This window comes from Paenarthrobacter sp. NPDC057355 (assembly GCF_042667405.1).
Classification (GTDB): Bacteria; Actinomycetota; Actinomycetes; order Actinomycetales; family Micrococcaceae; genus Arthrobacter.
The window spans coordinates 225976-249796 of the sequence record NZ_JBHVAL010000002.1 but is presented as its reverse complement, the minus strand read 5'-3'; the positions used below and the strand labels follow the sequence as shown (position 1 = coordinate 249796).

Annotated in this window: 22 protein-coding genes and 2 tRNA genes; 15 read left to right on the top strand and 9 right to left on the bottom strand. The window is 63.3% G+C overall.

From position 1 onward, the window contains the following. The first annotated feature begins 58 nt into the window (after positions 1 to 58). The 3 genes from ACFUOZ_RS05055 to ACFUOZ_RS05045 all read left to right on the top strand — a co-directional run bounded on the left by ACFUOZ_RS05055 (position 59) and on the right by ACFUOZ_RS05045 (position 1385). Positions 59 to 132 (top strand) — tRNA-Met (locus tag ACFUOZ_RS05055). A 231-nt stretch (positions 133 to 363) separates the two neighbouring features. Continuing rightward, positions 364 to 437: transfer RNA gene (locus ACFUOZ_RS05050), tRNA-Met, on the top strand. 135 nt (positions 438 to 572) lie between these two features. Beyond that, positions 573 to 1385, top strand: coding sequence for a GntR family transcriptional regulator (locus ACFUOZ_RS05045; protein ID WP_377545374.1), 813 nt, complete (start codon positions 573 to 575; stop codon positions 1383 to 1385). Between the two features lie 78 nt (positions 1386 to 1463). Here the strand turns inward: ACFUOZ_RS05045 and ACFUOZ_RS05040 are convergent, their stop codons facing one another. Further along, positions 1464 to 2252: a PspA/IM30 family protein gene (locus tag ACFUOZ_RS05040; protein ID WP_377545372.1), complete on the bottom strand. Its 789-nt coding sequence runs from the start codon at positions 2250 to 2252 to the stop codon at positions 1464 to 1466. A 99-nt stretch (positions 2253 to 2351) separates the two neighbouring features. Beyond that, entirely contained in the window at positions 2352 to 4406 is a 2055-nt protein-coding gene (locus ACFUOZ_RS05035) for a TPM domain-containing protein (RefSeq protein ID WP_377545370.1), read from the bottom strand. 320 nt (positions 4407 to 4726) lie between these two features. Between ACFUOZ_RS05035 and ACFUOZ_RS05030 the strand changes: the two genes are divergently transcribed. The 6 genes from ACFUOZ_RS05030 to ACFUOZ_RS05005 all read left to right on the top strand — a co-directional run bounded on the left by ACFUOZ_RS05030 (position 4727) and on the right by ACFUOZ_RS05005 (position 11198). After that, entirely contained in the window at positions 4727 to 6388 is a 1662-nt protein-coding gene (locus tag ACFUOZ_RS05030) for a S1C family serine protease (RefSeq protein ID WP_377545368.1), read from the top strand. A 233-nt stretch (positions 6389 to 6621) separates the two neighbouring features. Next, positions 6622 to 7425, top strand: a complete 804-nt coding sequence (locus ACFUOZ_RS05025; protein ID WP_377545366.1) for an electron transfer flavoprotein subunit beta/FixA family protein — start codon at positions 6622 to 6624, stop codon at positions 7423 to 7425. Between the two features lie 14 nt (positions 7426 to 7439). Further along, positions 7440 to 8393, top strand: coding sequence for an electron transfer flavoprotein subunit alpha/FixB family protein (locus tag ACFUOZ_RS05020; protein ID WP_377545364.1), 954 nt, complete (start codon positions 7440 to 7442; stop codon positions 8391 to 8393). Positions 8394 to 8398: 5 nt separating this feature from the next. Next, entirely contained in the window at positions 8399 to 9178 is a 780-nt protein-coding gene (locus tag ACFUOZ_RS05015; RefSeq protein ID WP_377545362.1) for a PIG-L deacetylase family protein, read from the top strand. A gap of 74 nt (positions 9179 to 9252) precedes the next feature. Beyond that, positions 9253 to 9798, top strand: coding sequence for a gluconokinase (locus ACFUOZ_RS05010; RefSeq protein WP_377545360.1), 546 nt, complete (start codon positions 9253 to 9255; stop codon positions 9796 to 9798). Further along, complete coding sequence (locus ACFUOZ_RS05005; protein ID WP_377545358.1) at positions 9795 to 11198, top strand: gluconate:H+ symporter; 1404 nt, start codon at positions 9795 to 9797, stop codon at positions 11196 to 11198. Before ACFUOZ_RS05010 ends, ACFUOZ_RS05005 begins: the two co-directional genes overlap by 4 nt. A gap of 80 nt (positions 11199 to 11278) precedes the next feature. Here ACFUOZ_RS05005 and ACFUOZ_RS05000 read toward each other — a convergent pair whose 3' ends face one another. From ACFUOZ_RS05000 to ACFUOZ_RS04985, 4 genes are all read right to left on the bottom strand, one after another. Continuing rightward, positions 11279 to 12109 (bottom strand): anti-sigma factor domain-containing protein, encoded by an 831-nt coding sequence (locus ACFUOZ_RS05000; protein ID WP_377545356.1) that lies wholly within the window; start codon positions 12107 to 12109, stop codon positions 11279 to 11281. Position 12110: 1 nt separating this feature from the next. Then, positions 12111 to 12716 carry an ECF RNA polymerase sigma factor SigK gene (gene sigK, locus ACFUOZ_RS04995; protein ID WP_377545354.1) on the bottom strand — a complete coding sequence of 202 codons (606 nt, stop codon included), beginning with the start codon at positions 12714 to 12716 and terminating at the stop codon, positions 12111 to 12113. 189 nt (positions 12717 to 12905) lie between these two features. Beyond that, a complete protein-coding gene (locus ACFUOZ_RS04990; protein WP_377545352.1) occupies positions 12906 to 13373 on the bottom strand; it encodes a tRNA (cytidine(34)-2'-O)-methyltransferase in 468 nt (155 codons plus the stop codon). Positions 13374 to 13424: 51 nt separating this feature from the next. Further along, entirely contained in the window at positions 13425 to 14366 is a 942-nt protein-coding gene (locus ACFUOZ_RS04985; protein WP_377545557.1) for a J domain-containing protein, read from the bottom strand. A 120-nt stretch (positions 14367 to 14486) separates the two neighbouring features. Here ACFUOZ_RS04985 and ACFUOZ_RS04980 point away from each other — a divergent pair, with 120 nt between their 5' ends. Then, complete coding sequence (locus ACFUOZ_RS04980) at positions 14487 to 15419, top strand: diacylglycerol/lipid kinase family protein (RefSeq protein ID WP_377545350.1); 933 nt, start codon at positions 14487 to 14489, stop codon at positions 15417 to 15419. Positions 15420 to 15502: 83 nt separating this feature from the next. Continuing rightward, a complete protein-coding gene (locus ACFUOZ_RS04975) occupies positions 15503 to 16177 on the top strand; it encodes a hypothetical protein (RefSeq protein WP_377545348.1) in 675 nt (224 codons plus the stop codon). A 24-nt stretch (positions 16178 to 16201) separates the two neighbouring features. On the opposite strand, the gene ACFUOZ_RS04970 is transcribed toward ACFUOZ_RS04975, so the two are convergent. Then, positions 16202 to 16609: a hypothetical protein gene (locus ACFUOZ_RS04970; RefSeq protein ID WP_377545346.1), complete on the bottom strand. Its 408-nt coding sequence runs from the start codon at positions 16607 to 16609 to the stop codon at positions 16202 to 16204. Positions 16610 to 16701: 92 nt separating this feature from the next. Here ACFUOZ_RS04970 and ACFUOZ_RS04965 point away from each other — a divergent pair, with 92 nt between their 5' ends. Beyond that, positions 16702 to 17385, top strand: a complete 684-nt coding sequence (locus ACFUOZ_RS04965) for a helix-turn-helix transcriptional regulator (RefSeq protein WP_377545344.1) — start codon at positions 16702 to 16704, stop codon at positions 17383 to 17385. A gap of 26 nt (positions 17386 to 17411) precedes the next feature. Then, the gene (locus tag ACFUOZ_RS04960) at positions 17412 to 18635 is read left to right on the top strand and encodes a cysteine desulfurase family protein (protein ID WP_377545342.1); all 1224 of its coding nucleotides are present in this window, start codon (positions 17412 to 17414) and stop codon (positions 18633 to 18635) included. A 7-nt stretch (positions 18636 to 18642) separates the two neighbouring features. On the opposite strand, the gene ACFUOZ_RS04955 is transcribed toward ACFUOZ_RS04960, so the two are convergent. Next, positions 18643 to 19890, bottom strand: a complete 1248-nt coding sequence (locus tag ACFUOZ_RS04955; RefSeq protein WP_377545340.1) for an NAD(P)/FAD-dependent oxidoreductase — start codon at positions 19888 to 19890, stop codon at positions 18643 to 18645. Positions 19891 to 20067: 177 nt separating this feature from the next. On the opposite strand from ACFUOZ_RS04955, the gene mnmA reads away from it, so the two are divergent. Further along, positions 20068 to 21189, top strand: a complete 1122-nt coding sequence (gene mnmA / locus ACFUOZ_RS04950) for a tRNA 2-thiouridine(34) synthase MnmA (RefSeq protein ID WP_377545555.1) — start codon at positions 20068 to 20070, stop codon at positions 21187 to 21189. A gap of 93 nt (positions 21190 to 21282) precedes the next feature. Beyond that, positions 21283 to 22908, top strand: a complete 1626-nt coding sequence (locus tag ACFUOZ_RS04945; protein ID WP_377545338.1) for a hypothetical protein — start codon at positions 21283 to 21285, stop codon at positions 22906 to 22908. Positions 22909 to 22919: 11 nt separating this feature from the next. Here ACFUOZ_RS04945 and ACFUOZ_RS04940 read toward each other — a convergent pair whose 3' ends face one another. Further along, entirely contained in the window at positions 22920 to 23747 is an 828-nt protein-coding gene (locus ACFUOZ_RS04940; protein WP_377545336.1) for a caspase domain-containing protein, read from the bottom strand. Positions 23748 to 23821 lie beyond the last annotated feature (74 nt).

The following is a 23821-nucleotide window of genomic DNA, read 5'->3' as shown; positions in this document are numbered from 1 at the left end:
TCATCACGTAGCCAGGATTTGGTCTGTCATTCACCGGACGGTAATGTTGTTCTTGCGACGCGGGGTGGAGCAGTTCGGTAGCTCGCTGGGCTCATAACCCAGAGGTCACAGGTTCAAATCCTGTCCCCGCAACTGGAGAAAAGGTCCGGATCAGTAATCACTGATCCGGACCTTTTGTTTTCCCGCAAAGCGTTGCTCTCTCACGTCCCACCTGCTTGGCGGCATCGCTCTCTCACGTCCCACCTGCTTGGCGGCGTTGCTCTCTCACGTCCCGCACCTAAAGCGGCCTGCTGTGATCTCCGGCACCTTGGGCGCCGTATGGTCGGAAGCACCCCTGCGCGTGCGGTAGAGTTGTTCGTGCGACGCGGGGTGGAGCAGTTCGGTAGCTCGCTGGGCTCATAACCCAGAGGTCACAGGTTCAAATCCTGTCCCCGCAACTGGAGAAAAGATCCGGATCAGTAATACTGGTCCGGATCTTTTGCTTAACCTGTAACGGAAAATGTCGCCGGAGCCGCGGTGCTAGCATCGATTCCGAATTCGCTGAAGCAGGAAGACTCCGATGGGACGGCCCAATGGTCAATGACGACACCAATCCAAGCCCGGACCGCCAAGTCCTCCAGCGGGACAGTCCAATAGCGGTTTATCAGCAAGTGGCCGACGTACTCACTGACTTGGTGAGCCGCCTGGAACCAGGTTCCCGCATTCCCACCGAGGAAGCCCTCATGGATGAGTACGGCATCAGCCGAACGACAGTGAGGAAGGCCATCGAGACCCTTGTAGTGAAGGGGCTGTTGGTGCGCAGGCAGGGCAAAGGTACGTTTGTGATGGCGCAGCGTCCCGTGAAGATGCTGAACCGCCTCGCCCCGTTCATGGAGACGTTTACTGCGGCCGGAATGAAGACCGTCAAGGGCCTCATTGAATACAAATGGATGGAAAAGGACAAGACGGTTCCGGCCAAGCTGGTTTCGGATGACAACCTTGTGCTGGTGATTCGGCGTTCTTACTCCAGCGCCGGCTGGCCTTACGCCATCGCGGAGATCTTCATTCCCTCGCACATAGGACGCCACATCAGCCTGGCTGATGCAGAGCGGAACTCCATCTACCAGGTCATCCAGGACCGGACCCTGAAGCCCCTGCAACGTGCCGAAATCACTGTCACCATGCACGCGCCTCCCGAGCACTTGGCCGACGCCCTGAACGTCCGTGCATTCGCCATGGTGCCCCGCTTGGAACGGACCACCCTGGGCCCACATGGGGAGGTCCTTGAGTGCACAGTGACATATTTCCACCCGAAGGGATTCGAGATCCGCGCAGAAGTGGCAACCGATGCCAGCCCGGGGGACGAAGCCCAACAGAACGCCGCGGGTCAGATGGTAAGCACTTAGAGAAGAAGTGGGCAGGATCCCATTGGATCCTGCCCACTTCCGTTGGTGCGGTGCAGGGCCTGAACCCTGAAGCCGTTGTTAGAGCTTGTCGAAGTCTGCTTCGTCAACTGTGGCTTCGGACGAAGCCGGGGCACCTGCGCCGATGGCAGGCTTGGAGCCACCGGACTTCAGGGCTGCAAGGCGGGCCTCAATCTCCGTCTGCTCACCAAGGTCCTCCAGTTGGTTGAACTGGGCGTCGAGGCTCGAAGCAGCCAACTCCTGCTGGCCAAGCACCTTGGCCTCTTCGCGACGGATCTTCTCTTCAAAACGGCCCACTTCGCTGGTGGGATCCATGATGTCGATGCTCTTGAGGGCGTCGTGGACCTGGGATTGTGCGGCAGCCGTCTTGGAACGTGCCACCAGTTCGTTGCGCTTGGCCGTCAGCTGGTTGAGCTTGTTCTTCATCTGGTCGAGGCCGGACTTGAGCTTTTCCACGACCTCCGTCTGGGAAGCGATGCTCGGCTCCGCAGTACGGGCTTCGGACTCGGCGGTCATCTGGCGCTGAATGGCAACCTTGGCCAGGTTGTCGAACTTCTGAGCATCAGCGGCGTCACCGGCCGCGCGGTACTCATCGGCCTTCCTGGACGCCGCGAGGGCCTTGTTGCCCCAGTCCTGTGCGTTCTTGATGTCCTCGTTGTAGTCAGCCTGAAGCATACGAAGGTTGCCAATGGTCTGTGCCACGGCGGACTCGGCCTCGGCAATGTTGTTCGTGTAGTCGCGGACCATCTGGTCCAGCATTTTCTGCGGGTCCTCTGCCTGGTCAAGCAAGGCGTTGATGTTGGCCTTTGCCAACTGTGAGATCCGACCGAAAATGGACTGCTTAACCATGGTGTTGCCTTTCGTCCTGCTCAGTGATGCTCACTGAAATCAGTGATCAGTTGTTGTACCGCTTCTATGCGGGGCACGGACCCCGCTTAGTTTTTGGGTCTAGAAGCTGCCGGAGTCGCCGCCACCGAAGTCGCCGCCACCGCCACCGAAGTCGCCACCGCCGGAGTCGCCGCCAAAGAAGCCTCCGCCGCCACCGCCGTCGTTGTGGCCTCCGCCCCAGCCGCCTCCACCGCCATTGAGGATGGAGTTGATGAGGATTCCGCCGAGGATGGCGCCGCCGAGGCCGCCGCCACCGCCACCGCTGCCAAACATGCCGCCGCGGCCGTAGCCCTGGTTGGCATAGCCGAATTGGTCGACGTCGGACTGCGCAAGTTGGGCTGCCTGCGCCGCCAGTGAGTGTGCCTGCTGGGCGTAGGTCAGCGCCGTGACGGGGTCGTTGCGGGAGATCGACAGGGCATAGTCAAGATTGCGCTGGGCTTCGGCCAGCCTGGTGCGGGCGTCGGTGCCGACGCCGCCGCGGCGTGCCGTGATGTAGTCGGACGTGGCGCTGATCTGGGCCTGTGCAGCCATGATCGTTTGCTGCAGCGAAGCCTGCGCGCGACGGGCCTGTTCCTGCTGGTCGCGGATGCCGGACAGCGACTGGTCAAGCGCCTGGTGGGCGGACTCGACCCGGCTCAGGGTCGCGATGGGATCGATCTTTCCGCTCTGGATTTCGTTCTTTACCTGCCCCAGGGCGGCTTCCACTCCGGCCACCGGACCGGCAAGTTCGGGATGCTGCCCGGACTGGATCATGGCCCGTGCCTGGGCGAGATCCTGGCTGGTTTCGGCGACAGCGCTGTCGAGAGCGGTGCGCGCCTCATCCAGGCTGCCGGCCGTCTTGGAGATCGCCTCCATCAGGATGTTGGTCTGGTGCAGGCTTTCTTCCGCGGCGCGAACGGCCACAGCGGCCATGCTGTTGTCGCCGGAGCTCAGCTTTTCCTGTGCAGTGGATGCTGCGTTCCGGACAAATGCGAGGCGTTCCTTCGCCTGCAGAATGTTGTCGGAGACCTGCGTCAACGCCGACTCGGCGTATTTGGCACGCAGACCTTCAAGTGATTGCTCCGCGCTTGCGATCTTGGCGTCAGCTTCCTGAGCTCCGGTGGCCACTGCAGAGAGAGCCTGTGGGGCGTTCTTCTCCAGCTCGCGCAGGGAATCGAAATCCGCCTTCTGGTCGCGGAGTGATGAAAGGGCAGCCTCCGAGCGGCGGATGATTTCACCGAGCCAGCTGCGCTGTTGTTCTTCGGTGTCCGGAATATGGTCATCGAGCTGTTGCTGCAGCTTAAAGGACTCGGTCATGTGGGCCTTGGCTTCTTCCAAGGCCTTGGTGAAGTTGCCGACCGCCGCGTCGCCGTATTGCGCCTGTGCGAAGCCCAGTTCCTGCTCGCTGGACCTGATGGCGTCATCGGCTTCGATCAGCAGGGAGCCGCTCTTCTGCCGCAGTTCAGGGATGCTCATCCCTGCAAGGGGGTCAAGCTGTTCACCCTGCGGACCATAACTAGCATTGACGGCCTTGGTGCCACCCTTCTTGCGGCGATTCCGGAGGTAGAGGTAGGTACCCGCTCCGCCGGCCGCTACGACTCCTACGCCAACCAGCACGCCCACCCCTGCGTTGCCGCTGGGAACCGTGCCGCTTCCCCCACCGGCTGCATCGCCGATCGCGGCAGCTGTGTCGATGGCCGCTTGGGCGTAATCTTTCTTGCCACCGGCGAGGTTCGGTACCACGGCATTCTGTGCAATGGCGGATTGCTTGGAGTAAATGGCGCTCCCGGAGTTCAGGACGAAGTTGTACTGGCCTGCCGTGGAGATCGCCAGAATGGCGTCCGCCTTCCCCATGCCCTTGGTGTCAGCAACGGCCTTTGTCCACGCCTTGGGATCCGAAGGATTCGTGAAGGAGTTCACCGTGACCACATACAGGTTGTACTTGTGGTCCTTCAGAGTCTTTTGGATAGCGTCCTGGACTTCGCCCTTGCGGGCGCCAAGGACGTTGGCATCATCGACGATGTTCTGACCGGACGGAATCGTTACCGGGTCAGAGGCCCAGGCCGCGCCGGCCGGGAGGGCCAACATTCCAGCCACGCCAATGACAGCGAGTACGCGTTTAACTATTGACCGCATGTGCAACCCTTCAGCACGTCTGCGACTGGAACAAGGCGTACCAATCGTCACAGAATGCTCAGCGCCCCCACGCATGGTGTAAAGCCGCAGGTCGCTGTGGCAATTCCTCTTGATTCTATGGTGCACCCCTTGACCCGTCCACAGGGGTGAATATGCCACCAGCGAAATATAGGAGAAACATCGTTTGTTGTGTCGTTGAGGGGTCCCGGGCTGGCCGAATACGGAGAGATTACCCCTTTCAGGAAGCTCCCAGCGAACGTCCCCTTTTGTTCCAGTTACTGGGTACATAGTTGATGAAGACGAGGACGAAAGGAAGACCCATGACGGAGAACCCAGCGCAGGGCAGTGCACCGGAGAACCGGGAGCCATCCCAGCCCCATGCGACACCCGGCCAGCACAATGATGCCTCCCGGCACAGCGACGACTCACAGCAGCCGCAGCAGCCCGCCTGGAACTCAGGTCAGAAGCAGGGCGACGAAACCGCGGCGCAGCCGGTTACGCCGACGCAGCCCACCACGCCCCTGCCGGCTTACCAGCCAAACTCACAGGCCCAGCCACAAGAGACACAGGCCCAGCCACAAGTGACGCAGCAGCCCCAGCCGACCTACTACGGCAACCAGCAGCACGACCCGGCCCAGCGCCCCGGCTACCCGCAGCACCAGCCTTTCTACGGCGGCGCCGCGAACCCGTCCGGCAACAACCCCGGCACCCAGTTCCACTCGACGCACAGCCAGCACGCTCCCGGAGTGCAGACAGGCAGCCATTCGACTGTAGCCACCAAGCGCAAGCCCGCCTTTGGCGTGGGCACCCTTGTGGCCAGCATGCTCGCGGCAGGCCTGATCGGCGGCGGGGTAGTGGCCGGAAGCAACGCCCTCTGGGACAACCCGGCTCCGGCAGCCTCCAGTGGCGGACAATCCAGCACCGTCATTGTGAACAACAAGGACGACGTCAATGTCATCACCGCTGCTGCAGCCAAGGCATCCCCGAGCGTGGTGACCATCAAGGCAACCAGCGGAAGCGAAGGCGGCACGGGCTCCGGCATCATTCTGGATGACCAGGGCCACATCCTGACCAACACCCACGTGGTGACCTTGGACGGAGCTACGTCCAGTGCCGCCATCGAGGTGCGCACCAACGACGGCAAGGTCTTGAAAGCAACGGTCGTCGGAACAGATCCGTTGTCCGACCTCGCTGTCATCAAGGTCAGCGATGCTTCGGGCTTGGTTCCTGCCACCTTGGGCGACTCCTCCAAGATCAATGTGGGGGACACCGCCGTCGCCATCGGTTCACCGCTGGGCTTGACCGGTACGGTCACGGACGGCATCGTCTCCACGCTGAACCGGACCATCAGCGTGGCGTCGTCAGCTGCGCCCAAGGAGGGCACGGACAACTCCCAGGGTGGTGACCAAGGCTTCGAGTTCGCGCCGCCGAACGGCGGCCAGAACCAGCGTTCAGCCAACGAAGGCTCCATTGCCATCAACGTCATCCAGACTGACGCGGCCATCAACCCCGGTAACTCCGGCGGTGCCTTGGTCAACAGCAAGGGCGAGATTATCGGCGTCAACGTCGCGATTGCCTCCGCCGGCAGCGGCGCTTCCGATTCTTCAAGCGGCAACATCGGCGTGGGCTTCAGCATCCCGATCAACCACGCCAAGCGTGTCGCGCAGGAGATCATCGATTCCGGCAAGGCCAGCCACGGACAGTTCGGCGTTTCGGTCCGGGCGAAGTCCGGCACCAACAGTGACTCAGGATTCTCAGTGGGTGCCGAGGTCGCATCGGTCACCTCCGGTTCAGCCGCCGCCAAGGCCGGCATCAAGGTGGGCGACGTCGTCACCAAGTTCGGCGACTACGCTGTCAGCGATCCCAACCAGCTGACCGCAGCGGTCCGGGAGCAGCCGGCAGGCGCCAAGGTGAAGGTGACTATCCAGCGCGGCGGCCAGAACCAGGAAATCGAGGTAACCCTCGACGCCGCCCAGCAGTAGGACACAAAAGCGGATAAACCACGACGGCGGACGTCACCCAAGAGGTGAGGCCGCCGTCGTGCCGTTCCCGGCATGGTTCGCGCAAGCGCAACAGGCGTTAACGCTGGGAGTGGTTTTCTGCGGGCAATATGCTTAGCTAGGACGAGCCCACGCGCTGGGCAATTCACGGCCACGCTGTTGCGGTTGGCCGTCCACAAGCATGGAAGGCTGCTTCGAAGACAGTGGAAGAGACATTGAAGATTGTCGTTCTGGTCAAGCACGTCCCGGACGCGCAGTTCGACCGGCACATCACCGGCCCTGCCAACACAACCGATCGTGAAGAAAGCATCTTGTCCGAACTGGACGAGTATGCCCTCGAGGCGGCGCTGCAGCTGGCCGAGGAACGCGGCGGCCCGAAGGCGGGCAACGAGGTTATTGCCCTGAGCATGGGACCCTCCGGGGCCGTCAACGCGGTCAAGAAGTCGCTGCAGATCGGCGCATACTCGGGAGTCCACCTCAGCGATGACGCTTTGACTGGCTCCGATGCTGCCGCTACTTCGCTGGCGCTGGCCGCCGCGATCCGGCACATTTCCGCCGACGGCCGCCCCGTGGACCTGGTCCTGACGGGAATGGCATCCACCGATGGCGAGACGTCGCTGATCCCTGCCCAGCTGGCCGAGCGCTTGTCGCTCCCGCAGGTGACTTTTGCTTCCAGCCTTGAGGTGGCCGGTGGCCAGGTGACCGCACGTCGGGACGCAGGCCCGTACTCGGAAACTGTTGAGGCGCCGCTTCCTGCGGTCGTTTCGGTGACCGACCAGATCAACGAGCCGCGCTATCCCAATTTCAAGGGCATTCTGGCAGCGAAGAAGAAGAAGATCACGCCCCTTACCCTGTCCGACATCGGCGTGGACGCTTCGCAGGTGGGCCTGGCCGGGTCATGGACCTTGGTGGAGTCTGCGGAAGCGCGGCCGCCGCGCACTGCCGGCACCATCATCACCGACGAAGGCGACGCCGGCATCAAGCTGGTCGATTTCCTTGCCGCCCAGAAGCTGCTCTAAAGGGGACTCCAACCATGGCAAATGCACTTGTTTTTATTGACAACCCGGGCTCCTCTCTGAAGAAGAGCAGCCTTGAGCTTCTCACCATCGCCCGCTCGCTGGGGGAGACCGCCGTCGCCTTCACCGGCGAGTTGACCGACGACGTCGCCGCCACCCTGGGTGCCTACGGCGCCACGGCGGTCTACCGTCCGTCGACGGAGGACCTCGCGAACTACCTGGTGGGCCCGAAAGCCGCCTACCTGGCAGCCGCTGCCGCAGCGTCCGGAGCCACGACAGTCCTGCTGGACAACTCGCCTGAGGGCAAGGAGATCGCGGGCAGGCTCGGCATCAAGCTGAACGCCGGGGTCATCACCGACGTCGTAGGCGTGGAGCCGGACGGCACCGCGCACAAGTCGGTTCTGGCCGGCTCCTACAACACTTCGGCGAAGGCCACGACTCCTGTTACCGTCCTCTCGGTCAAGGCCAACAATGTCGAGCCCGCGCCGGCTGCCGATGCGGGTGTTCCGGCAACCACCACTGTGGATGTTCCTGCTGACGCTGTTGCTGGTTCCGCCCGTATCACCGCACGTGCCGAGAAGCCGGTGAGCGGTCGGCCGGACCTTAGCGAAGCCAGGATCGTCGTGGCCGGTGGCCGCGGCGTCGATGGCGACTTTGGTCCTTTGGAAGAGCTTGCCGATGCCCTCGGCGCTGCCGTCGGCGCGTCCCGTGCCGCTACCGACGCCGGCTGGATCGGCCACGACGCCCAGGTCGGCCAGACCGGTGTCACCGTCTCGCCGCAGCTGTACATCTCCGCTGGTATCTCCGGAGCCATCCAGCAAAAGGCCGGCATGCAGACGTCCAAGGTGATCGTCGCCGTCAACAAGGACGCTGAATCACCGGTGTTCGAAATCGCTGACTACGGCATCATCGGCGACCTCTTCAAGGTCATCCCTCAGGCCACGGCCGAAATCAAGAAGCGGAAAGGCTGATCTCCTTGCCTACTGGCGTTTCGTCAGCAAAGAGCCCGTTCGATGCCTCCCAGGAGCGCGTCGAGCGGGTGCTTTGTTTTACTGCCCACCCGGACGACATCGACTTCGGTGCTGCGGGGACCATCGCGGCGTGGACCGCGGCCGGCGTCCAGGTCAGCTACTGCATCATGACCGACGGCGATGCCGGCGGCTTTGACCCCGCGGACCGGGCCGGAATCATTGAGCTCCGTGCCAAGGAGCAGCAACGGGCGGCGGCGCTTGTCGGCGTCACTGATATCCATTACCTCCACGAGCGCGACGGGTACCTGGAACCGTCACACGGCGTCATCAAGCAGGTGGTGAAACTTATCCGTGAGATCCGCCCGGACATCGTGCTGACCATGCATCCGGAGCGTAATTGGGACCGGCTCCAGAAGAGCCACCCGGACCACCTCGCGGCGGGGGAGGCCGTCACGCGGGCTGTCTATCCTGCCGTGGAGAACCCGTTTGCCTACCCCGAGCTGGCTGAGGCCGGGCTTGGAGCCTACAAGCTGCCATGGCTGTGGTTCATCTCCAGCCCGGAGGCCAGGGAGAACCACTTCGTGGACGTTTCGGCCCATGTGGCAGCCAAGCTCGAAGCCATCCGGGTCCATGCCAGCCAGCACCCTGATGTCGCGGGCATGGAGCGGGTAGTCAGGGGCATGATGCTGGCCAATGGAGAGCGAGGTGGCCTCCCGGCAGGAGCCAGCGCGGAGGCCTTCCATGTGGTCTCCGTGAACGGGTCCAGCACCATCGCCGGCTTCTGACGTTGCCCTCATGTAACGCGTGTCATATGCTTGACCTCGGTTAAATCATATTTATTTGAGGAAGGCAGACTTTGATGGCGAAGACTGCGCAACAACCCGTGCTGGTGATTATGGGAGTCTCCGGCTCAGGAAAGTCCACCGTGGCAGGCGTGCTTGCCGGCAAGTTGGGATGGGATCTGGCCGAAGGCGACGATCTGCACCCGGAAGCAAACGTGGCCAAGATGCACTCCGGACAGGCGCTCACTGACGAGGACCGCTGGCCCTGGCTTGAAATCATCTCCGGCTGGATCCGGGAACACGTCGACGCCGGTGTCCCAGCGATCATCACGTGCTCGGCCCTGAAGAAAAAGTACCGTGACGTCCTTCGTGCCGAAGGCGTCGTCTTTGTGTTCCTGCAAGGCAGCAAGGACAAGATCTCGGACCGGCTGGCTTCCAGGCACGGCCATTTCATGCCGCCGTCCCTGCTCGAATCGCAGTTTGAAGCACTCGAGGAGCCCACGGAAGACGAGAACTACATTTCCCTCTGTGTTTCCGCATCACCGGCAGAAGAAGCAGATGAGGTCATTGACCGACTCGGACTCCGCCCGGTTGCTGGGGATGCAGAAGCAGGCACCCTGTGATCGCCTTGCAGGCGGCCGCGGAAGTCCAGGAATGGTCGGGGCACGATACCCAGCTCCTGGTGGTGGCCGCGTTGGGCATTGCCCTGATCGTTGTCCTCATCGCCAAGCTGAAGCTCCACCCGTTCCTTGCCCTGGTCCTCGGCTCCGCCTTCGTTGGCTTGGCTTCCGGCGTTGAACTGGGCAAAGTCATCACCAACTTTGAGGACGGTGTGGGAGGTGTCCTCAAAGAGGTTGGGCTCCTGATCGCTCTCGGTGCCATGCTGGGGAAACTGCTTGCGGATTCCGGTGGGGCGAACCGTGTGGTGGACACGCTGTTGGCCAAGGCGAGCGGCAACAAACTTGTCTGGATGATCACATTGGTGGCCGTCATTATCGGCCTGCCGATGTTCTTCGAAATCGGACTTGTGCTGCTGCTCCCGGTCATTGTGTTGGTGACGCAGAGATCCAAGATGAAGCTCATGCGGATCGCGATCCCGGCGCTGGCCGGCTTGTCCGTGCTCCACGGGCTGGTGCCCCCGCACCCGGGACCGTTGATCGCCATCAGCGCGGTCAAAGCCGAACTGGGAACAACGCTCGGTTTGGGCATCCTGGTGGCAATCCCCACGGTCATTATCTGTGGCCCGCTGTTTTCGAGGCTGGCAGCCCGCTGGGTTCCCGTCGACGCCCCAGCCGTAGCCGGTGGCATCGACACCCGGCATTCGGCGGACCTCAGCGAGGTCAAGCGCCAACCGTCGTTCGTGGTTACGCTGCTGACCATCATCTTCCCTGTCGTCCTCATGCTTCTGAAAGCCTTGGGCGGCATCATCTGGCCGAACGCCGAAACTGCCCCTGGAATCCGGATCTTTTTCGACTTCGTGGGCCAGCCGCTGGTGGCCATGACGCTCGCCGTCCTGGTGGCCATCGTGACCTTCGGGTACGCGGTGGGCTTCACGGGCAGCAAGATTACGGCCAAGCTGGGTGAAAGCCTGGGCCCGATCGCAGCCATCCTCCTGATCGTGGGTGCCGGCGGCGGTTTCAAGCAGACCCTGATCGGTGCCGGCGTTGGTGACGCGGTGAAGAAATGGGCCGAAGGCGCCAACATGTCAGTCCTCGTGCTGGGCTTCATCGTGGCCGTTGCTCTGCGCCTGGCCACTGGCTCGGCCACGGTCGCAACGGTTACCGCGGCGGGAATCGTGGCGCCCCTGGCCAGCAGCCTCAGCCCGACGCACGCCGCGTTGCTGGCGTTGGCCATCGGCGCGGGGTCGTTGTTCCTCTCGCACGTGAACGATGCCGGTTTCTGGTTGGTCAAGGAATTGTTTGGGCTCACTGTCGGTCAGACCTTCAAGACGTGGTCCGTGATGGAGACGCTGATTTCCGTGGTCGGCTTCGGCTTCGTGATGCTCTTGTCGCTGGTGTTGTAGCTAGCAAAACCGCTTGACACACAACGACGGCGGCCGTCCCCAAGGTGGGACGGCCGCCGTCGTGCATTAGTCCTTGCGGCTTAGGCGCTGAGGGCCACCACCAGGACCGGTGCGCTGGTAGGGGCGCGCGACCCGCCGGCGGGCTCAACCGTTATGGCTACCGAGGAGGCCGAAGACAAACCCTTCACCACAGCCGGCTTGGACAGGGTCTGGGCGTCCATGGTGCCTTGGGGAACCGGCGCTGAGCCGTCCTTCGGCAGCGTCCACAGCTGGTAGACCTTGCCCTCCGGTGCGGGTGCGACGCCGTCCATCAGGACCACGAACGAATCCTTCGCCGAGGATGCGGAAATCGTGGCAGTGCCGCCGCCGGGGACGGATGCTGACTGCTTTTGCACATCCTGGGCCTGGAGCACCTGGTTGACGGGATCGTTCTGCTGCGCGACGTAGGCTCCCACGCCGATGCCGCCAAGTGCAATGACGGCCGCGGCTGCCGCGCCAATGATCCAGCGCCGCGCGCCGGACTGCTGACGCCCTGCGCGTTTGGCCCTGGCTGCCGCGAGTTCGTCGACGGCGGCGGGCCCAACCGCAGGGGCTGCCGGTTCGGCTGCGGCCGGGGCAGTCGTCTCCTTGGCAATGCGTTCCATGATGTTGTCGAAGAGGCCCGTGGGAGGCTCATCCTCGGCGGTGAAGCTCACGGCCAGTGTCTCGCGGGCCGCGCGTACCCGTTCAAAGAATTCGGGACCTTCAGGGGCGTCCTTGAGGTGCTGGTCGATCAAGCCACGTTCTTCGTCACTGAGCGCGTCCAAGGCATAGATTTCCGCCAGCTCAAGGATCCTGCCCTCAGCCAGGTCTGTGGCAATGTCGTTGGCAAACATTCTGCGGATATAGCCTCCACCGGTGTTTTCAGTCATGTCAGCCCACCCCCAGGCAGGTCTTCAGGCGCAGCAGTCCATCGCGGATGCGCGATTTGATGGTTGGGACTGCGGCGCCCAGGTGTTCGGCCACTTCACGGTAGGTGAGGCCACCGTAGTAGGCCAGGCGCACGGATTCACGCTGGGTGTCCGTCAGGGTACCGAGGCAGCGGCTCACGGCCTCGGCTTCGAGGTTGCTGTCGGCTTCCTCGGCAACAAGGTCCCGGTCCAGGTCCTGGCTCGCGGCACCGTAACGGGCCTCCCGGTCAGTTGCTGCCTGAACAGCACGCACCCTGTCGATGGCCCGGCGATGTGCGATGGTCATGAGCCAGGCCAGGGGAGTCCCTGCGGCGCGATCGAAGTTGGCTGCTCCTTGCCAGACCTGGATATAGACCTCCTGAGTGGCATCCTCACTGAGATCGGGGTCTATCAGCACGCGCTTGGCCATACCGAAGACGCGCCGCGAGGTCAGTGCATAGAACTCGGCAAACGCCTTCTGGTCTCCCGCTGCCATGAGTTCCAGCAGGCTGGTCAGCTGCGCGTTGAGGTCGCTGGCAGTGCCGGTGGCTTCGAAGACCGGGGGGCCGGGGTTGTTGGGGGTGTCCATTACTGTCCAGCATATGTTGTCCCGTATGAAACCGTGAGAACCGAGGAGCGACGTTGCAAGCGCGGCGGCATGGCCGCGTGATGCCGTGGCCCTGGTCTGCAGCGCGCTCACGGAGGCTCCCTCCAAGAATGTCCTGTGCGGGGGTTGTCCCTGCATAAGGTATTCGGTGTAGCAGCCGTCATGGATGGGTTACAGTTTGGCGCCGGCGAAACCGTTCTGCCGCCAGGCTTCGAAAACGGCGATCGAAGCGGCATTTGCGAGGTTGAGTGAGCGCAGGGACGGCCTCATGGGGAGGCGGACGCGCGCGGTGACATGTGGATCCTGCTTGAGCCACTGGGGAAGGCCCACGGATTCCGGTCCGAACAACAGCACATCGCCCTCGCGGTATTCGATGTCAGTGTAGGACGTCTCGCCGTCGGAGGTGTAGGCGAAGACCCTCTCCGGTTGCAGGGCTTCCCAGGCGGCCTCGATGTCCTTGTGCACTGTGACCACCGCGAGGTCGTGGTAGTCAAGGCCCGCCCGGCGAAGCTTGGCATCGGAAAAGTCGAAACCAAGGGGCTCCACCAGGTGAAGCTCGGCGCCGGTGATGGCGGCGAGGCGGATGGCGTTGCCGGTATTGCCCGGGATTTCTGGAGTGTGGAAAAGGATGCGGAACACCGTCCCATCTTAGTCAGGCGCGCGTTGGGCGTCCGACAGGGATCGTGGAAGCTAGTGCATGCCCCGAAGCAGCCGGGCCAACACCGGAACCACCACTGTGTTGGGCGCGGGCCCTGAACTGAGGAATTGCTTCAGGCCCCGGACCAGCCCGGCGCCATTAACGATCTCAACGGCGCTGCCGCCCTGGCCCTTTCCATACTGGTCAATGACCGGTTCATGCAGATTGCCGTCCGGTCCATGCAGGACTACCCAACCGGTCACGTTCAGTTCCGGGAAGATGTCCTGCATGTGGCGGACGATATGGGCCAGCTGTGGGGGCGCGACCGAGCGGCCGCCATGCCTCAGGGAATGCCCGTCCCAGGCATAGGCGCCCTTGGGCAGCAGCATTGAGCCGACCAGTGCCAGCCTGTACCCGGACAGGACGGCGTGGTCGATGTGGTTGTTGTCCGACGGCGAGCGCAGTCCGTTGATCAGTCGCGCAGCCGGTATGGCGGGGAGGATCTGCCTGCTGATGAGTTGGACGGTACGCATTTCGCGCTGGATGCGGGCATCTGCCCCGAAGATTCCGCGTTTGCGGGGGAGTCCGTGAACCTGTTGGGCCGCTTCCGCTGCCGAAATCAGCGGCACTTCATTGGGATCATCGAAGGCTGGAACATAGACCGGCGGATCGCCCGCGGTATTGCGTTGTGTTTGCGGCCGTTTGACGTTGGTGGTCGCTGACGGCGCCGGGGCAGCCGCTCCGGTGTAGTCTCCCGGGCGTGCTTGGGTGCGTCCGGAGGCTCCGCTGGCGTATCGGCGGTCATATTCGGCCCGGCGCTGCGGGTCGATGAGTGTTTCGTACGCGAGAGTCACGCGCCGGAACATCTCGGCCTCGCCGCCATGATCGGGGTGTGCTTTCCGGGCAGCCTTGCGGTAGGCCACTTTGATCTCTTTGTCCGTCGCAGTGACGGAGACGCGGAGAACCTGATAGTGCGAACTGCTGCCCTCGGCCAAGCACGGGCCCTTCTCTGAGTTGACGACCGCCCCCATCAGGGCGGTATTGGCAAGTTTATCCAGCCACTATGTGAACGCAGGCACCCGGGGCCGTGGTTCCCGACTGGCATAATTCGGGCTGTGAACCCTCCGGAACATCCACAGGCCCCCCACGGGCAGGTCAAGATTCTGCTGGCCATCAACCCTGCGGCCTCCTTCGGCCGTACCGAGGGAGTGGGGGACCGGGCCGCCGCGTATCTTCGCGCCGCAGGCCGGGCCGTCGTCGTTCTTCGAGCTGATGGCGACGATTCATTGGAGACGTTGGTGCGGGAGGCATTGTCCACCGATTCAGGGGTGGATGCGCTGGTGGTGGCCGGTGGCGACGGTATGGTCCATCTGGGGGTGAATGCGCTCGCCGGGCTGGAAGTGCCGCTCGGTATCATCCCCACTGGCACAGGCAACGACGTGGCAAGGTTGCTGGGTCTTCCGTTGAACAGGCCAGCTGAAGCATGCCAGCGGATTCTCGACGCATTGGTCACCGGCGGGCGGAGGATCGACGTCGGCAGGGTCCGGGCGGACGGGCGCACCACCCACTTCGCAGGCGTACTGTCAGCGGGTTTCGATGCCGCTGTGAACGAGCGCGCCAACTCGTGGCGTTGGCCGCGGGGGAAAAGCCGTTACAACCTGGCGATGCTGCGGGAGCTCGGTACTTTTAGGCGTACTGAATACACGGTGATTGCCGACGACGTGCGGTGGAACCAGCGCGCGCTCCTGATTTCGGTCGCGAACGGGCAATCAATCGGTGGTGGCATGCGGATCACCCCGGATGCGTTGCCCGATGACGGGTGGCTGGATCTTTTTGTGGTGAAGCCGTTGTCGCGGCTGAAGTTTCTGTCCATCTTTCCCAAGGTCTTCGCAGGCAAGCACACAGGCAGGCCGGAGGTGGAGATCCGCCGTGTCCGCACGGTGCGCTTGGAAGCCGCGGGCGTTGTGGCGTATGCCGATGGTGAACGCGTTGCTCCCTTGCCCGTTGATATAGATCTCCTGCCGTTGGCCTTGCGGGTTCTTGCGTAGTTTGTTTCGGCTGGCCGGTGGTTCCGTTGCATACGGTTAGACTCAGACCCGGCAGGCGGCAGGACATACAGGGGGAGACACAGGTGGCGTTCAGTGTTCGACGGCGGATGGCGGGGGCGGCTGCCTTGGGAACCGTCGGTGTTGTGCTGGCTGCCTGCAGCGTGAATGTTCCCGACCCAACGGCGCCCAAGCCTTCGCCGTCGGAATCAACCCTCGCGACCCCCACCATTACGCCCGGGCATGATGCCGAGGCCGTGGCTGCGAAGGACCTGCCGTTGGCGGCCGGTGGCACCCTGGCTCCCGGTGATCCCGTGACTGTGGCCGGCAAGCTGGAAGAAGTGCCGGGGTGGTCCTTGGTGCACTCCGGTTTGCAGGGCGAGGTCCGGTACAGGAAAACCGACGGATGCACGCTCGCCGCCCGTGTCAGCGTGAACCAAGGTCCGTTGGTAGTGGCCGGTGATGATGCTGCGTCCACCAAGGCCCTTTTCCACTACCTGAATCCGGGAATCGACGCGGAGACGCTGAAGCCGGCGTCGTTGCCGTGGGGCCAGGACTCGGACAAGCCCAAGCACAGCGTGGAGTTCCTGTCTTTGGAGTCATCCGCGGCAGCCGGGAGCAAGCCTGTGCTGGTGTTTGCCAGGCTGTTCAGTGCCCCTGCGTCCTCGGTCTATATCTCCTTGGCGTGCCCAAGTGATGCTGCCCTGGCCGCGGCCCGGGCTGATGTCCAAGCCAAGCTCGCGGTGATTCCGCCGTCCTAGGCATGCCCCCGGTACTGATCGGGTTTACTTGCTGTGCGTCGTGGCCAGCCGGTTAAGGGCCAGTGCGCCCACCATCAGGCCGAAGTCCCGCAGGGCTACGTCGAAGTAGGAGCCCAGGGCGAGAAGGTTGACGATGATGCCCAGCAGCCACGCCGCTACTACCAGGGAACCCCAGCGAGGCCGAAGCGCTACGGCTATCCCGGCGACGATCTCTATTACTCCCACCCCATACATGAATGTTTGCGCAGACACCGGGATGACGGTGGTTGCCACCGGGGCCAGGTAATTGGTCCAGTCAGTAAGGATATTGGTGAATTTATCCAGGCCAAAGGCTATCGGCGCTACGGTGAACAGCGTCCTGAGCAGGGCATAGGCCTGCTTGGAAGGTCCTTGCAGGGTTGAAGTCTGCGCCGGTGCTGCTGCTGTGTACATGGCCGTTCCTTTCTAAAAGTAGATTCATTAATTTTAGAACTCGAAATGACTACTAAAGCAATGGATCTTGTTTTTAGAGTTATCCTGTGGGCATGAGCGCATCCGGTCTTCCGTGGACCAGAAGAATAGCGGCTGTAGCCTCCCTGGGAGACGAACACCGCCGCCGGCTGTTTGAGTACGTCCTTGCGGCACCGGAACCGGTAGGGCGGGACGAGGCTGCGGCTGCCATGGATCTTCCGCGCAGCACTGCATCGTTCCACTTGGACCGCTTGGTCCGTGAGGGGATCCTGCGGGTTGAATTCAGGAAGGCCGCGCACAAAGCCGGCCCCGGCTCAGGCCGGCCGGCGAAGCTCTACAGCCCCGAGGTCCACGAAGTGGCTGCCTCCATCCCCGAACGGAACTATGATCTCGCCGGCCATCTCATGGCCGAGGCGATCTCACGCTCCGGTGCCGAGGACATTCCGGTAGGCAAGGCTTTGGTTGAGGTCGCCCGTTTCAAGGGACGTGAGTTGGGAAAGCCCGGAGACTTGCCTGGTGCGTTGCGGGAGCTTGGGTATGTGCCGTCGGCTGATGGCTCGGGAGGGTACCGCCTGCGCAACTGTCCATTCCACCGCTTGTCGCAAGACCATGAGGACGTCGTCTGCACCATGAATGGAGCCTTCCTCTCGGGCGTGGCTTCGGCGTCCGGGCAACCGGAGGATTGCGTGATACCTGACCCGGGTGCGGGACATTGCTGTGCGCGCATCGGCACTGTGCAGGAGATCACTGAGTCCTGAGCCTCAGGCGTCGGTAGAATGGCAAGGTGCCTGTATACCTTGACCACGCCGCGACAACGCCACTCTCGGCCGCAGCGCTTGCCGTCATGACACGCGAGTTGGCGAAGACCGGAAACCCGTCATCCCTGCACGGTGCCGGCCGGCGGGCACGGCGGGCCGTCGAGGATGCCCGGGAAACCCTGGCCGCCACTGCAGGCGCCCATCCCTCAGAGGTCATCTTCACTTCGGGTGGAACGGAAGCCGACAACCTCGCCGTCAAGGGTCTCTACTGGGCCCGCCGCGACGAAAACCCTCGCCGGACCCGGATACTCTGTTCCGCCGTCGAACATCACGCGGTCATGGACACTGTCGAATGGCTTGAGCGCCACGAAGGCGCGGACGTCACATGGCTTCCGGTGGACAGTGAAGGTGCTGTCCGGCTGGACGTCGTCGAAGCCGAGATTGCACGAGACCCCGAGGCCATTGCGCTGATAACGGTGATGTGGGCCAACAACGAGGTCGGCACCATCCAGCCCGTGGCGGAGATCGTGGAACTGGCCAAGCCGCACGGCATTCCGGTCCACTCCGACGCCGTGCAGGCTTTCGGCTCCGTGCCTATCGATTTCCGTGCTTCCGGCCTGGCTGCCATGTCCGTGTCCGGGCACAAGCTGGGCGGACCCGTGGGTGTTGGTGCGCTCTTCCTCGGCCGGGCGGTCAAGCTGACCCCCGTCCAACACGGCGGCGGACAGGAACGGGACGTTCGCTCCGGAACACTTGATACGCCTGCCGTTGCCGCGTTCGCGGCAGCCGCGGAGGCAGTCACTGCGAAGCTGCCCGAGGAACGGGAACGACTGACCGCCCTGCGCGAACAACTCATCAGTGGAGTCCTTGAAACGGTTCCCGATGCCGTGCTGCGCGGCGCCCGCGGTGAGCGGCGGCTTCCCGGCAACGCCCACTTCACCTTCGGCGGCTGTGAAGGGGACTCGCTGCTGTTCCTGCTGGACCTGGCCGGCGTCGAATCCTCAACAGGCTCGGCGTGCACCGCGGGTGTGCCGCGCCCGTCGCATGTCCTGCTGGCCATGGGACTTGATGAGGACGCGGCCCGTGGCGCGCAGCGCTTCACTCTGGGGCATACTTCCACCCAAGCGGATGTCGATGCGCTCCTGAAGGCGCTCCCTGACGCCTGTGCCCGGGCGCGGCAGGCCGGTATGGCAGGGCATGAATCCTCCATCCAGACAGCGGCAACTGTTGCCCGGCGGGGCGTCGCGTAGCCTGCCTCTATGGCTGGTTGCCGTCTGGCAGCAGTTCTTCCAGAGGCACATCAGGATCGGTGAGCCGGCCGACATCCACTGCGACGCGACCGGAGATGAGCGCCTTGATGGGTTTCTGGACACGCCGCTGATTGATGCTCATTCCCGCAACTACCCTGTCGTGCTGAAGCCAAAAGGCGATGAAGCTGCCCTCCTCCATGGAGCCACGAACCACCGGCGATGCACCCGAAGCCAAGGACGGGTAGCCGGAATACTCCATGCCTGCGTTGAACTGGTCCGTGTAGAAGTACGGAACTGCATCCAGCACGGCATCCTTCCCCATCATGGATTTGGCGGCCACCTTCCCGCCATTGAGCGCATTGGCCCAATGTTCGCTGCGATGGTGCTCACCTGTGAAGGGGTGCAAGGCGTTGGCTGCATCCCCTGCCGCCAATACATCCGGGGCACTGGTGTGCAGGCTGGCGTCCACCACGATCCCGTTGCGCAGTTCCAGACCGGCATCCTCTGCGAGCGCCGTGTCCGGGGCGACGCCCACGGCGATGATCACGACGTCGGCGGGCAGGGTTTCGCCGGAATCGGTACGGACCGCTGTGGCCCGCCCGTCCCGGCCTTCAATGGCGGCCGCGCTCGCTGGCAGGCGGAAGCTGACGCCCTGTTCTTCATGCACACCTCGGAAGTAACTGCCGAGCTCGGGTCCGATGGCCGCGCTCAGCGGGATGTCTTCGAGGCCGAGCAGGGTCACGTCGTTTCGGTAAGTGCGCGCAGCGGCAGCGAGTTCCATGCCGATCCAACCGGATCCGACCATGACCACCTTGCGGCCCCCGTCGGCCAGGAGCGACTTGAGTTTCAGGCTGTCCTGGAAGGTCCGGAAGGTCATGACGCCCTCCAGCTCCGCCCCGGGCAGGGGGATCCTGCGGGGCTGGGCTCCTGTGGCGAGCAGCAGTTTGCTGTACTGAAGCGTCCTTCCGTCGGCCAGTGTAACGGCGTGGCTGCCGGGATCAAGGCCGGTGGCCGTGGCACCAAGGAGGAGTTCGACGTCGTTCTCCCGGTACCAGTCCTCGGGGACCACCTCCACGGATTCTTCGTCCGCTTTTCCGAGGAGGAATTCCTTGGAGAGGGGAGGGCGGATGTAGGGGGTCCGCGCTTCAGCGGCGAGGAGGGTGAGCGCCCCTGCGAATCCCTCGGTTCTTAGGGTCCTCGCGGCGGTGGCGCCTGCCAGTCCACCGCCGACGATGACGATTGCTTCGTGTGCCATGTCTGCTCGATTCTAAAAGCAATAATCTTGACTTTAGAATCCTCCGGTGGGTCCGTCAAGGGGATTTCCCGTGGGCGTGGTATCGCACGCTAGAATGGATGGGCGACCACGGCCGTCAGAAGCCGTTGTACGCCCAATCCCTTCCTACAGAAAGCCAGCATGCGAGTACTTGCAGCAATGAGCGGCGGAGTGGACTCCGCCGTTGCCGCCGCCCGGGCCGTCGAGGCCGGGCACGACGTCGTGGGGGTCCACCTCGCGTTGTCCCGCATGCCGGGCACCCTGCGCACCGGAAGCCGCGGTTGCTGCACCATCGAGGACTCCCGCGATGCATGGCGTGCCTGCGATGTCCTCGGAATTCCCTACTTCGTCTGGGACTTTTCCGAGCGCTTCAAGGAAGACGTTGTCCAGGACTTCATCGACGAATACGCCGCCGGTCGAACGCCCAACCCCTGCATGCGCTGCAACGAGCGCATCAAGTTCGCCGCTTTGCTTGAAAAGGCCGTAGCGCTTGGCTTTGACGCGGTCTGCACAGGGCACTACGCCAAGGTGATCGAGGACGCCGACGGCAACCGTGAACTCCACCGTGCTGCAGACTGGGCGAAGGACCAGAGCTACGTCCTGGGCGTGCTGACTCACGAGCAGCTCAAGCACTCCATGTTCCCGCTGGCGGACACCCCCTCCAAGGCCGAGGTCCGCGCAGAAGCCGAGCGGCGTGGCCTGTCAGTGGCGAACAAGCCTGACAGTCACGACATCTGCTTTATTTCCGACGGCGACACCCGCGGCTGGCTGGCCGAAAAGATCGAGATGACCTCCGGCGACATCGTTGATGAGACCGGCGCCAAGGTCGGCGAGCACCCGGGAGCCAACGCCTTCACCGTGGGGCAGCGGCGTGGCCTCAAGCTGGGAACTCCTGCCGCCGATGGCAAGCCCCGGTTTGTCCTCGAGATCCGTCCCAAGGAAAACAAGGTTGTTGTGGGTCCGGAAGCCCTCCTGGCGATCGATGAGATCCGCGGGATCAAGGTTTCCTGGGCCGGCCTGCCCATCTCCGAGGTTGCCACGGGTGAAGAATTCGATTGCTACGCCCAGGTCCGTGCCCACGGCGATCCCGTGCCGGCAGTTGCGCGGGTTGAGTCCGTCGACGACGGGTCCGGCGTGGAACGGGCACAGCTGGTGGTTACTTTGACGGACCCGTTGCGTGGTGTGGCTCCCGGCCAGACTGTTGTCCTTTACCAGGGCAGCCGGGTTTTGGGACAGGCAACCATCGACGCCGCGCGCTCACTTCAGCGGGTAGCCCTCTAGGAGTCATTGCCTCCGTAATGCCCCGCCTCCATACTGGGCTAAGCAGCTATTCCGCTGCGGTGTGTGGGGTCCGCGCTCGGGACGGCGATGACTGTGGCATTTCCAAAAAAGGGTCCGGGAGACATCAAAGCCGGGCAGATGGTTTCTGTGACGATCCTGGCTGAGGGCCCAATCGGCACAGGCGGGGAACCGCCCTTGACGGCGCAGGTCCGCATTCCGGTCGAACGATTGCGGCGTGGCCCCACCGGCCATCGTTATGCGATCCACATCCGGAAATGGCGGGGAACTACTGTATCGCCGGTAACCCTGACGCAGCCCGGCGATCCGTGGCGGTTGATTTCCGAGCCACCCCCTGCCGGACTGCGCGAACTCCTGGACGACACCCGTTTCCTGGCCCAGCACGTCTACGGCGTGGCCATGAGCACCCTGGACATCTTCGAATCCACGCTCGGAAGACGCATGCCGTGGAATCCCGAGGGGCGGGTGGTGCTCAAAGCCCGCGACCTCGTGACGGCCACCGATACCGGGTACGAGCGCGGAACCAACATCATCCGCTTCGGTTCGGTGGACCGCATGGGGTACAAGGTTCCAACGGCCTTGTACCGGGACATTGTTGCCCACGAGGTCACCCACGCCATCCTGGACGGTTTCAGGCCGGCGTGGGCGGACCACATGGCAACCATGGAACAACTGGCCATGCACGAGGCACTGGCCGACATCGTGGCCATCCTCTCCGTGTTCTCCTCCAAGGATGTCGTCTACCGCCAACTCGAAGCCGCGGCCGGGGGGTTGGGGCCCGGGCAGTCCACCGATGACCCCGTCCTGATGCGTTCCCTTTTCGATTTCGCCCGCGACCTCTTTGCCCGGGGGCCGCTGCGCGAACCGTTCGTGGGGGCCGTACCGCCAGGGTGGCAAGTCTTTCCTGAGCCTCATGCGCGCGGTGCCGTGGTGGTCGGGGCAGTGCTTCGCGCTGTTCACCATTTGTGGTCCGAACGGAACGCCCGTTACGGGGGAGGCCGCAACCTGCAGCAGATAGCCGAGTCCGGCTCGATTGTGGCCACGAGGATTCTCAAGATGGTGATCCGTGGACTCTCCTACATGCCGCCTGTGGACGTTTCCTGGCGTGATCTCCTGCGGGGCATCATCGCCGCCGACCTCGACATGGTGCCCGACGATGTCTACGGCTACCGCGAAGCACTCCAGGATGAGTTTTCCGCCATCGGCATCCGCCGGGTCTCACTGGACAACATCAGCGGCGTGGACTTTTACCAGGGGCTTCGCTACCCCATCCGCCTCTCGGCGCTTGGATCCGACCCCCAGGAAGTGCAGCGCTTCGTCTGGGAGAACCCCCGGCTTCTGGAGGCGGCCCGCTTGGAGCGGCGCACGCCACTGAGCTCAACCCGGGTCCGCACCTCCGAGCGAGTCTCGCCGGACGGGTTCATCATTTCCGAGATCGGAGCTTCCTTCATCCAGACTGTCCGGATGAGCCGGAGGGAAGCCTATGTGCGCCTCGGCGTGAAGACCGGGAGGGACTACATCGACGTGCGTGGGGGAGGGTTGTTGAGGTTCGACGCCGGCGGCCGCCTCGTCTATGCCGCACTCAAGCCTGTGATGGACAGGGACCGCCAGGGACAGTTGTTCGGTTCGGACGAACACCACGAAGCCGAAGAAGCGGCCTCATCGGGAGTGCGTGACAAATTCCACGGCACCGGCGATTAGCCTGCTGGTTTTCAGGCTCCCCAGGCAGCCTTGCGGGCAGTCCGTGATGCCTCCAGCTGCGCTACCTGGTCGAAGCCGCCGGCCTTGAGCCCTTTGCTGACCTGCTTGAGCAAATCTGCGCGTCCCAAGGTTCCATCACTGCGCAGGCTCTTGACCAGGTTGTAGGTGAACGCGCCGTTGTACCGGCCGTCCATCAGGGCATCGGCTGCCGTTTGGTCGGATCTGCAGGCGGCCATGAGGACGGGAGCGGACAATTTTGCCGTTTTCACCAAGTCGCGCAATGTTCGCGTTTCCAGGTCTTCGTTCGCCATGACCGCCCGGGGCGTTGGTGCCGGGAGGAAGCGCGGACGGCGCCCGGGAATCAGGTCCAGCGACTTCAATCCTGTCCCACTGTGGCAGGTATCAAGTACCACATCCATCAGGACGGCATCGGGAAGGCGGGAGAACACCTCGGCCAATTCGTCGTCGGAAATGACCGTGCCGGCATCCCAGGCGTCACCGGAATTGTTGATGTCGTAGCAGGCGAAGGCCTCATCGAGGCTGTCCTCTTCGTCCCCGTTGGTATCGGGGATCTGTGTGCCGTGGCTGGAAAAAGTGAAGACAAGCTGTTGGACAGTGCCAGCAACAGCAGCGCCCACCAAGGCGTTGATTTCGGCCAAAACCGCCTTCTTAGTGGCCTTGGCGTCCCTCAACACGGTGATCCGGGATGCCGGGAATCCGTAGCTTTCAGTTAACAGGGCCGCCAGGTCCTCGGCGTCGTTGACGCAGCCTTGGAGCCAACTGGACTGCGGAAGGTACTTGAACTTGTTGATCCCCACACACAGGGCTGCTTTGTCCATGAGCCTGACTTTCGATGTGTGTTCCACCGCTTGACACCCGGGATACACCATATTCCTGTCGCCCCCTTCGGACA

What these genes read in the sequence shown, in the direction of transcription:
- ACFUOZ_RS05020 (WP_377545364.1), top strand. Translation starts at nt 7,440, where the DNA reads ATGGCAAATGCACTTGTTTTTATTGACAACCCGGGCTCCTCTCTGAAG.
- ACFUOZ_RS04955 (WP_377545340.1), bottom strand. Translation starts at nt 19,890, where the DNA reads ATGGCACACGAAGCAATCGTCATCGTCGGCGGTGGACTGGCAGGCGCC.
- mnmA (WP_377545555.1), top strand. Translation starts at nt 20,068, where the DNA reads ATGAGCGGCGGAGTGGACTCCGCCGTTGCCGCCGCCCGGGCCGTCGAG.
- ACFUOZ_RS05040 (WP_377545372.1), bottom strand. Translation starts at nt 2,252, where the DNA reads ATGGTTAAGCAGTCCATTTTCGGTCGGATCTCACAGTTGGCAAAGGCC.
- ACFUOZ_RS05035 (WP_377545370.1), bottom strand. Translation starts at nt 4,406, where the DNA reads ATGCGGTCAATAGTTAAACGCGTACTCGCTGTCATTGGCGTGGCTGGA.
- ACFUOZ_RS04965 (WP_377545344.1), top strand. Translation starts at nt 16,702, where the DNA reads ATGAGCGCATCCGGTCTTCCGTGGACCAGAAGAATAGCGGCTGTAGCC.
- ACFUOZ_RS05000 (WP_377545356.1), bottom strand. Translation starts at nt 12,109, where the DNA reads ATGACTGAAAACACCGGTGGAGGCTATATCCGCAGAATGTTTGCCAAC.
- ACFUOZ_RS04970 (WP_377545346.1), bottom strand. Translation starts at nt 16,609, where the DNA reads ATGTACACAGCAGCAGCACCGGCGCAGACTTCAACCCTGCAAGGACCT.
- ACFUOZ_RS05010 (WP_377545360.1), top strand. Translation starts at nt 9,253, where the DNA reads ATGGCGAAGACTGCGCAACAACCCGTGCTGGTGATTATGGGAGTCTCC.
- ACFUOZ_RS05045 (WP_377545374.1), top strand. Translation starts at nt 573, where the DNA reads ATGGTCAATGACGACACCAATCCAAGCCCGGACCGCCAAGTCCTCCAG.
- sigK (WP_377545354.1), bottom strand. Translation starts at nt 12,716, where the DNA reads ATGGACACCCCCAACAACCCCGGCCCCCCGGTCTTCGAAGCCACCGGC.
- ACFUOZ_RS04940 (WP_377545336.1), bottom strand. Translation starts at nt 23,747, where the DNA reads ATGGACAAAGCAGCCCTGTGTGTGGGGATCAACAAGTTCAAGTACCTT.
- ACFUOZ_RS05030 (WP_377545368.1), top strand. Translation starts at nt 4,727, where the DNA reads ATGACGGAGAACCCAGCGCAGGGCAGTGCACCGGAGAACCGGGAGCCA.